At 29.9% G+C, this 9,045-nt stretch carries 14 protein-coding genes; 1 reads left to right on the forward strand and 13 read right to left on the reverse strand.

Annotation, left to right across the window (positions count from 1 at the left end; translation table 11 throughout):
* On the forward strand, positions 1-200 hold a 200-nt coding region (locus A9G44_RS13710; RefSeq protein WP_218837561.1), incomplete at its 5' end, for a hypothetical protein.
* A 50-nt stretch (positions 201-250) separates the two neighbouring features.
* Here the strand turns inward: A9G44_RS13710 and A9G44_RS07715 are convergent.
* From A9G44_RS07715 to A9G44_RS07770, 13 genes are all read right to left on the reverse strand, one after another.
* Positions 251-925, reverse strand: a complete 675-nt coding sequence (locus A9G44_RS07715; RefSeq protein WP_065610201.1) for an antirestriction protein ArdA — start codon at positions 923-925, stop codon at positions 251-253.
* Positions 926-990: 65 nt separating this feature from the next.
* The gene (locus A9G44_RS07720) at positions 991-2,238 is read right to left on the reverse strand and encodes a tyrosine-type recombinase/integrase (protein WP_065610203.1); all 1,248 of its coding nucleotides are present in this window, start codon (positions 2,236-2,238) and stop codon (positions 991-993) included.
* Positions 2,239-2,323: 85 nt separating this feature from the next.
* Positions 2,324-2,530, reverse strand: a complete 207-nt coding sequence (locus A9G44_RS07725) for a helix-turn-helix transcriptional regulator (protein ID WP_065610205.1) — start codon at positions 2,528-2,530, stop codon at positions 2,324-2,326.
* Positions 2,531-2,746: 216 nt separating this feature from the next.
* Positions 2,747-3,292: a hypothetical protein gene (locus A9G44_RS07730; protein WP_065610207.1), complete on the reverse strand. Its 546-nt coding sequence runs from the start codon at positions 3,290-3,292 to the stop codon at positions 2,747-2,749.
* Between the two features lie 61 nt (positions 3,293-3,353).
* On the reverse strand, positions 3,354-3,980 hold the full coding sequence (locus A9G44_RS07735) for a hypothetical protein (RefSeq protein ID WP_065610209.1): 627 nt from the start codon (positions 3,978-3,980) through the stop codon (positions 3,354-3,356).
* A gap of 57 nt (positions 3,981-4,037) precedes the next feature.
* Positions 4,038-4,337: a hypothetical protein gene (locus A9G44_RS07740; RefSeq protein ID WP_065610211.1), complete on the reverse strand. Its 300-nt coding sequence runs from the start codon at positions 4,335-4,337 to the stop codon at positions 4,038-4,040.
* Between the two features lie 9 nt (positions 4,338-4,346).
* On the reverse strand, positions 4,347-4,496 hold the full coding sequence (locus A9G44_RS13530; protein ID WP_160401672.1) for a hypothetical protein: 150 nt from the start codon (positions 4,494-4,496) through the stop codon (positions 4,347-4,349).
* 22 nt (positions 4,497-4,518) lie between these two features.
* Positions 4,519-5,700 carry a hypothetical protein gene (locus A9G44_RS07745; protein ID WP_065610213.1) on the reverse strand — a complete coding sequence of 394 codons (1,182 nt, stop codon included), beginning with the start codon at positions 5,698-5,700 and terminating at the stop codon, positions 4,519-4,521.
* A gap of 163 nt (positions 5,701-5,863) precedes the next feature.
* Positions 5,864-6,316, reverse strand: a complete 453-nt coding sequence (gene radC / locus A9G44_RS07750) for a RadC family protein (protein ID WP_143426342.1) — start codon at positions 6,314-6,316, stop codon at positions 5,864-5,866.
* A gap of 117 nt (positions 6,317-6,433) precedes the next feature.
* Positions 6,434-7,024: an EcsC family protein gene (locus tag A9G44_RS07755; protein ID WP_065610217.1), complete on the reverse strand. Its 591-nt coding sequence runs from the start codon at positions 7,022-7,024 to the stop codon at positions 6,434-6,436.
* Positions 7,025-7,278: 254 nt separating this feature from the next.
* Positions 7,279-7,662 carry a hypothetical protein gene (locus tag A9G44_RS07760; protein WP_065610218.1) on the reverse strand — a complete coding sequence of 128 codons (384 nt, stop codon included), beginning with the start codon at positions 7,660-7,662 and terminating at the stop codon, positions 7,279-7,281.
* A gap of 115 nt (positions 7,663-7,777) precedes the next feature.
* Positions 7,778-8,101, reverse strand: coding sequence for a hypothetical protein (locus tag A9G44_RS07765; RefSeq protein ID WP_143426343.1), 324 nt, complete (start codon positions 8,099-8,101; stop codon positions 7,778-7,780).
* A 272-nt stretch (positions 8,102-8,373) separates the two neighbouring features.
* Positions 8,374-8,973 carry an inovirus-type Gp2 protein gene (locus tag A9G44_RS07770; RefSeq protein WP_065610222.1) on the reverse strand — a complete coding sequence of 200 codons (600 nt, stop codon included), beginning with the start codon at positions 8,971-8,973 and terminating at the stop codon, positions 8,374-8,376.
* Positions 8,974-9,045 lie beyond the last annotated feature (72 nt).

Consider the following 9,045-nt stretch of genomic DNA (forward strand, 5'->3'; position numbering starts at 1 on the left):
TAATCTCCAAACACCGGAAGCGTATTAATAAAAAAGATTTAACATATTTAGATAAAGTTGAGGAATATCTTGAATTACTAAAATATTGCATCAATTATTTAAATGATAATTTCAATACACAGCTACCAAATTACTTTAACTCTAAAGAAAATATACTAATATTTATTAATTTTTACAAAAAAATAAATAATATTAACTAATGTAAAGTAACTCTTTAAATTTCAATGAAATTCTAAGAGTTACTAGCTGCTCATTCTAAAGATCTTCTATAGTTCAAAACGTTGTACTCTTCAGGAACGCTTTTACCATCGTAATCGGAACTAAAAATTTCACCTGTATAATAGATATAATTACCAGAATAAAATGTGCCACTTTGTTCAAGTGCAACATCATGGCCATATCGTTCGTAATCAAAGTAATTAGTTAAGTTACCGAGTTCTTTTAAACTATAACAACCACTTTCAGCAATCCAGTAGAAACCTAAATCATATTCATTGCTGATGTTATATAGACATTGAAAACAATCTAAGTTATCCGTTAGATTAATTAAGTCTGTAATTGAATTAATATTTACGCCAATGTCAATGGCTGCTTCATAGATTTCCATTTCATCATGATTCAATTCATCAAGTTTACAGGCTAAATAATTTAGTTCATTAAGATTGCTATTTTCAGAGATATAATTTGTTATGCCATATACAGACGATTTGTAACCACTTAAAAAGAACTCTTTGTAATTAACACTATCAATGCCAATTTGTTTAAAGAATTGTTTTACTTTTTCTGGTGTTGTTGGTAGCTCTAGCCATTCGCCGATCAATTTTCCTTCGTTATATTTTTCTAAATTGGTGATAAATACTGAGATCATACCAGAACCCACCGTAGTGGATTTTAGGCATGATGATACACTAGGTAATGTTTGCATAAACAATTCCTTAATTTTTTGATATTAATTGATATTGAGAAATGAATTAAATAGTAGGGTATTTTTTAATTTGTTTTGAACTCATAAGGCATAATAAACTCAGTGCGGATTGAATCTAAGTAATCAGCCCACCATTGAACCATTTTAGTTCGTTCGATAATGTGTTGTGCTTTATGGATATAAGCGGCTCTAACGCCATTACGTTCTTGATGACTCATCTGGCGTTCAACTGCATCTCGTGACCATAGATTAGATTCAACTAATGCACTACAAGCCATAGTTCTAAAACCATGTCCACAAAGTTCTGTCTTGGTGTCATAACCCATTGTTCGAAGTGCTTTATTAACCGTATTTTCGCTCATTGGTTTTCTTGCAGAATGATCACCAATAAATACCAGTTCATACATTCCACTAATTTCATGTATTTGTTTTAAAACATCAATTGCTTGATCGCTTAGCGGAACTAAATGAGGCGTTTTCATTTTTGAACCTCGGTGAGAATGAGGTACACCATCAATTTCCTCCCTTTCAGCTGGAATAGTCCAAATCTTTTTATCGAAATCAATTTCTGACCAACGAGCAAATCGTAGTTCACTAGAACGAATAAATATAAGTAGAGAAAGTTTAATTGCTAATTTGGTTAACTCTCGTCCTTTAAAATTATCAATGCGTTCTAAAAGTTCAGGTATTTGTTCGAGTTCAAGTGCAGGGCGATGATTTACTTTTACTTTACTCACTACCCCTTTTAAATCTTGAGCAGGGTTATAAGAAATATAACCATTTTGTACTGCATAGCGCATTATTGCTGAAGTACGTTGTTGTAATCGGTTAGCGACTTCAAAACGCCCCTGCTCTTCAACAGCTTTAATTGGAACAATTAACTGACGAGTAGTTAATGCTGAAATAGAATAAGCTCCAATTTTAGGGAATAAATACAATTCTAATGTTCGTAGTACTTTTGCTCTATGTGGCTCAGACCAAGTTTTATTATTGGTACACCATTTACGAGCAACTTGTTCAAAAGTAACTTGTATTTCATCTTCAAATTGTTTTGCTTTCTTTTCTACCTGTGGGTCAATATTTCTAGCTAGTAATGATTTGGCTTCATCTCGTAGCCTTCTAGCTTCGCTTAATAAAACATTAGGATATTGACCGAGAGACATTAATTTTTCTTTAGCATTAAAATAATAGCGAAAACGCCAATATTTAGAACCATTGGCGTGAACGAGTAAGAACAAACCATCACTATCAGAAAGTTTATATTGCTTATCGTGAGGTTTGGCGGATTTGATTTTTAAATCTGTTAAGGACATAACTAATTCCTCAATTATAGTAATTTAGACATAAAAAAAGCCGCATATTTGACTATGCGGCTTTGGTTAATAGGACATTTAACTGTTAATTAGCTTTGGTCTTTATCCATGCTTCAACCTCTTTCAGACGCCAACGCGAGGATCTTCCTAGTTTAATAGGAGGTGGAAATTTATTTTGTTTTATCAAGGCATAAAACCATTTATCTGTCATGCCTGTGAGTGTGGTGATATATTTCATATCAATTAGGTAATCTGGATGTGTTTGTGCATCCAAAGGGGAGAATGTTGACATTGTTGTACCTCTATTGAGTGATGTGGGTTAATTACATTCAATAGATAGGTAACAACAATATTTTTTTACTATTTAACAATAAGAATATCTATTAATGGTTTTAATTGATCTCCAAAATAGGAACACATTATCTATCAATAAATAATAGAATTGTAGTTATAATAAGTTTTTTCATGGTCACTTAGTCCTTATTTAAAAATTAGTTAAGATTATTGATTAATAGTCACTTATGAGTTTTTCATCTGGATATAAGTTAGGATCGGTAATAGTGAATTTTTCGTAAGATACTAAAATAGGTTGAAAACTAATTACATAGGCGGGTATGTTATTACTCTTAAAGTATTTTTTAGCGTCTTTAGTATAGTTGTAAACCATTTCACGTGTTTTACTGTAGTCAACTGATATATCAGTATCGCCTTCCACGTCAAATCTTCCTGTAATATTATTTGTTAAACCATCGATGACTTCAGACTCCCAAGCTTTAAGTGAGCCATCTTTTGATTTTTCTTCCCAAAACTTATCTTTTTGTTCTTTATTTAAAAAGCCATAACGTAATTCAAATATAACTGTAACAATATCAGCATTATTATAATAGTCACGTATCCCATTAAACTTAACAGGAACAAGTATAGTATCAACTCCATTTTTGATAACCGCTAAATGTCGATTTAATCTTTCTTGTTTAATATCATCGTTGTTTTGTGCATTTGCTATACTAATTGAAAATACAATAGATAAAAATAATACAATTAAATACTTCATAGTTTTGTTTCCTACTGCTTTTTATTAAATTAATAGATATACTTTATTTAAAGTATTAAGGTTAAAAAGGACTTTTATTGTATTGGTTTGCATCATCTACTCTAGATAACCCTGGTTCAGTATATTTATAAGTGATATATTCAACTTTTGTTGGTTGTAGACCAACAACGTAAAATGGAGCATCTTTAAACCATTTCCTAGCTTCTAAAGTTAAGGCAAATACATGATCACGACTTGAACGAATTGGAAGCCCATGAGTGTTTAACCAGCTATCAAGATCGTCTTCAATAATATCAATAAATGCATCTCGTCTATCAGTATTATCCATATCCCATAGTCGAACATCTTTTTCAGTTTTACCATCAATAAGAACATAGCTAAGATCGAACTCTAATCTAACAACTACTTTTTGAGGTTCACATAATCCTCCTTCCTTAACATCAATACATTGAACTTGGTCTAAAGTAATTTTTTTATGTTGTATTTCCTTTTTAAGTAATTCATTAAAAGTTTTTAAACGTTCAGGATAGACTGGAACATAATTATATTGTGGTATTGGTTCCATTCGACTTAATTGAGATTCATTTGTATGTATTTGGCTATCTTGGTAAGGATTGTTATTTGCAAATGAGCCTCCCGCAAATAATAGAGATATAGCTATGAGTAAATTAGAGGTTATTTTAAACATTTTGTTATTCCTTTCATCTTATGTAGATTTTAATCAGCTAAGTAATACTTTTGAAAATTAGTATTGGCATTTTGATTCTAAATTTTTTTCTGTTATTTTTGAAAAAATTTCTTGAACGTGTATAAGATCTTGTTGTGTAAATTTATTTGTTGCTTTATTAAATATTTCAATTTCTTTTTCGTTTAATTGAGAAACTGAATGCTCAGCAATACATTCACAATATTTAATTGAACGATTTGAATAATCGGTTGCAAGAATACAACCATCTTTCATATTTTTGATAGCATCTGATTTTGGATCAGAGCATCCTTGCAATAGCAAACAGGATAAAATGATTATTAGAATTATTTTTTTCATGTTATACCTTTAGAACAATCTGAATAACCACGAAATTCCTTTTGCTGATGCAACTCCAAGCATATAAGGAGTATTACCATTTGAAGGAAGGGTAAAGTAGTTATAAGTGGCAACTAAGAAAGCAATAACAAGATAAGCGAAAATAATTTTTTTAAACATTTTTCATTCCTTATTTTAAAAATTAATGATAATTAAATGTGTTAAATATTTGACTAACAAAATTTGAAATTTGATTAGCCAATTGATTAAATAGACTGCTAAATTCTGGATCAAGATTTGAAGACAAAGTAATAATGCTCTTTTCGATTTCAGTATCTGTATAATGTTCTCTAATGCTTGATAAATCAGAAAGTGATTTTTCTAGCAAATTAGTAAGAGTTAAACGGATAATAAATTTTAAAATAATTTCTTCTTCTCCATTGATATCGTCATATGTTTGGATAATAGATAAAAAGTGTTGTGAGTATCGATTATTATTTATACTTGGCAATGATCTTATGCTTTCATTGGCTATTTGTTGACATAGCCTTTCATCAACGCCTCGATATCGAATATTAAATATAATTAAAAAACAAGCAAAAGCTTGCATTTCAACGGTAGCAATATCATTTTTTAATTCTCTAACTTGTTTTTTTTCTATAATTTTATTTCTGAATTGTTTTACAAATGAAACAACAATATTTATAAATTCATTACAAATGTAAGTATGAGGGCTTTCTCTTTTGTCTAAAAAAAAGATTGTAGAAATTGAGCTGACTAATTTTATCTTACATAATAAATTATAAATTTCATCGGATGGAATATACTTGAATGCTACACCTTTATCTATTTGATTTAATGAATCGTTAGTGGCTTGCTCAATCTCATTAGATTCAACGGTAGAGCTTGTATGGCTTTTGTTATTTATAAATTGGCAGTTTTTATCGGAAAAAATTGTTGTTTTTGAGGTGTCTAGTGATTCTTCTTGTTTTTCATTTTGTTGTTCAATAAATAATTGTAATAGTAAACATAAACGGTAAATATCGGGTGCATTAGGCATTGATAAAGCGATTAACTTAGAACCATTAATAAATATATTAGATTTTTCTGAGTGAATTTTTTTTATATCAGAAAAATTTATTCTAATAGGAGATTCAAAAGGTTCTTTAAAAATCATTTCATTATTTGTAATTAATACACCATCTTTAGCCCCACCAAATACAGTATTATCAATTAATATATAAATTTCTTCAGGCCTTAATCCTTGACCATAACAAGATAGTGCATTTGATAACTTTGTATTCGGTATTGTTGGTGCTAAATAAATTTTTTCACTACCATAAAAATTATTTTTAGTTAAAAACTCCAGCAAGGTATTTTTCATAATAAAAATACTCTCCATTATTAATTTTTATTCAAGGATATTTCAATTTTGTTTTTTAATTCTCACTGATCGTTACAGTAAAGTCATATCGTTTAAACAGATCAATAAGATCTTATTGATCGTTAAAAACGATCAATATATTTACTTTTAATACATTTGAAAATTAGAGCCAACTTCGCTCTGCAAAAGAAAAATACGATTGTTGACCAATCACAATATGATCCAATACGCGGATATTAACGATATCTAGTATTTCTGTTAATTTTTGATTGATATTGCGATCTGCACTACTAGGTTGTGCCTCACCTGATGGATGATTATGGGCAAAAATAATGGCTGCTGCGTTATGTTTAAGAGCTTGCTTAATTATTTCTCTGGGATGGATTTCCACAGAGTTAATTGTACCCATAAAAAGTGTTTCTACTTTAATTAACTGATGTTGATTATTCAGGTACATAGCAACAAAATGCTCTCTTTCTTTTTGTTCTAATTTTAGTCTAAGGTAGTCAATGACTTGATTAGGTTTTGTGAATTGGTTATTTTCTATTTTCATCTGCTTTTCGAGCAATTTTAACGCTATTGTCACAATGCGCTTTGTTGAATAGGAAGTTTTCATTTTTTCTCCTGTTAAGACTGAGCAAAGCATAATGTCTTTCATGTAAAAACTGAAATTAATGAGATAAATGTATAAATAGGTGAATTTTTAGATAATTGAATTATTAGTGTTATTCAGCTAATAGGTTTGATTAAATTGTTTTTTAGCAAATTGGCCAATGCGATAAGTAATAATGCGATCAACAACAGCCCCCATCACACCACCAAAAATCGGGATCACTTTAATTAACTTTAAGCTATGCTTTGCACTTATAATACTAATAAGCTGTTTAATGACCGATAGACTTATTTTACGAATTACTTCATTTGGCTGTTTCATCAATGTAGCTAAACAAAACTGCTGTAATCTTAACTTGCTTGTCATCACACATAATGATAAGAAAATTAAGATTTTAATTCTTTCATCATACACATCATGACCTTGCAAGATAGCAATGGTTGTAACGAGCCTCAATTGAATAAACAAGACACTTAAGGCGTTTGTTGGCAAAGTTATAGGTAAACTTGCAATCCCGCCTAACCCTGTGATAAAACCTGTAGCTGTTGCTTTGTCTGTTTCATGTTTGATTAGTTTATCAAGATTATCTGAATGTAAAGGGAAATTGGCTTTATGTTGCTCGGCTAATGTATAAGCAGAGGAAAAACCATAACCACCAGTCAAACAAAGCTGATAGAGTTTATCAAGTAGTAAAGGTAATTTATCTGACATATCATGCTTCCTTATTTGTCGACTTAAATAAAGAATGAAAATGATTGTAAGAAGGCTCTAATAAATAAAATAAGGTGTTTCGTAATATTTGATGATTTAACATGGCACACTCCTTATAAAAATGTTAATTGAACGGACATATTGGTATGTTCAACTAATGATATCTATTTAAAATTATTTATAATAAGAGTGTAGTTAATATATTGGAGAAATATGAAGCAAACAGGATAAATGAGTTTGCCTCACGAATAAGCTTAATGATTATTGCTAATACTATTTAATTCTACTGAAAATCGTTTTTTTACTGGATCATTCCAATAAATAGTGTAAGTTATGACATGATTTTTAGAGTCCCCTACCATCGTGTACAAAAAACGAGTACGGCATTGGTATTCTTCTGCTTCTTTGTTTGCGCTAATTGTTTGAGTACCTGTAAATCGGCGGTTCTTTCCTATCCAAAATGGATCAATATATTTACGTGCCAACGACAGTAAGACTTTTTCCGTTTCTTTACTATCACAGGCTGGAGGCATACTTGCTTCACAAATACCACTAAATGCGCTCGATATACTAATTAATATAAATAATATATATTTAATAAAAATTTTATTACATTCGCCACAATCAGATCTAACCATTTTATCTCCTTAAATTATTATTGAATTAAAATACATCATTATTATTAGAAATATATTGTGCTCTGTCATATCGTTTATAACGATCAGTTAAGATCTGATTGATCGTTATAAACGATCAATTAATTTGGTTGAGAGTATGCATGCTGTTAATATACAAAGCATGAAGAGGATCATGTTTCTTCCACGAAAGTTGTGCTAACTCAGATAAAGCATTCTTAGTTAGTTTTTTTTCAACATTAATACCATATCCATCAGTTTCATTCTTCCAAAGATTGGTAACGGAATTCATAATAACGTTATAATTTGCATATTGTTCTGAGCTAAAGTACAACATGGTTGGAAAATAAAAGCCGTATTGTTTATTAAAAGCCATTACCCAAACAATGCTAAGAATATGATTGGAAAGTAATGTTAAATCAGACAAGTTCAACATATCCATATACGCATCTATTCCATATTGTCTTTGATAGGCATCGTCATGATAGGCAAAATCCATTCTGACTGGATATAACTTCCCATAATTTGTAAGTAACGATCTATGATGAGCTCTTAGCTTATTTAGTATTAGGTCATAGTAGTTGTCCATTTTTTATTCCTTTATATGAATTGGATCTATAGCAATTAGTCTGTTTTGTTGACTTCTTTGTATAAACATACTTTTAAAGATTCATAGTGATTTTCCAAAATGAAGGAAATAGTTTTTTGGGATTATTAAATACGGGAAGAAATTAAAAATTTATTCAGACCAAGTGTTCTAGGTTTTCCTCGATGACTTGGAGGCGGGACTTTACTTAAAAATAGACAATCACTATAACACTCTTTAAAAAATGATTTCTGTTCTGTTTTAGCTAAATAACTAAGCATATAACAAACAGAACGAAATGCTTCATCATCGTGATGATTTATCACCCTTAGCCCATTAATATGATAATTATTCCGCTGACAATCATATAAATAACCTTTAGTCAGTTCATACCATGCACGTTCCAGAGCAACGTAAATAGGATAGTATTTTTGCCTTTTTTGACCATTTACATAAAAAACAGAATGAAAATGGATATGTTCATTCTGATTAAATTCCATAACAACAGCATACCCTACAATATCAAGTTCAAATTGCATAGCTTGATAAAGGAAGTACATTATTTCTTTTTTGGTTGTTTCAATATCAGTATTGAACTCATCATCTTTAGCATAATGAATGTCGATTCGAATCGGTAAAATTTTTGAGTATCTATCTTGTAGATTATTTAGGTGTGCAATGAGTTGATCATTGAGTTGTTTATTAATAGTAAAATTTTTATTTTGCATTTAGTTGCTCCTTATCAAATTAGAGTTATTTGATAACGAGCAAGATTATTTTTTTACTGTTTTAGTAACTGA

The sequence above is a fragment of the Gilliamella sp. Occ4-3 genome, from assembly GCF_001690675.1.
In the GTDB taxonomy this organism is placed as follows: domain Bacteria; phylum Pseudomonadota; class Gammaproteobacteria; order Enterobacterales; family Orbaceae; genus Gilliamella; species Gilliamella bombi.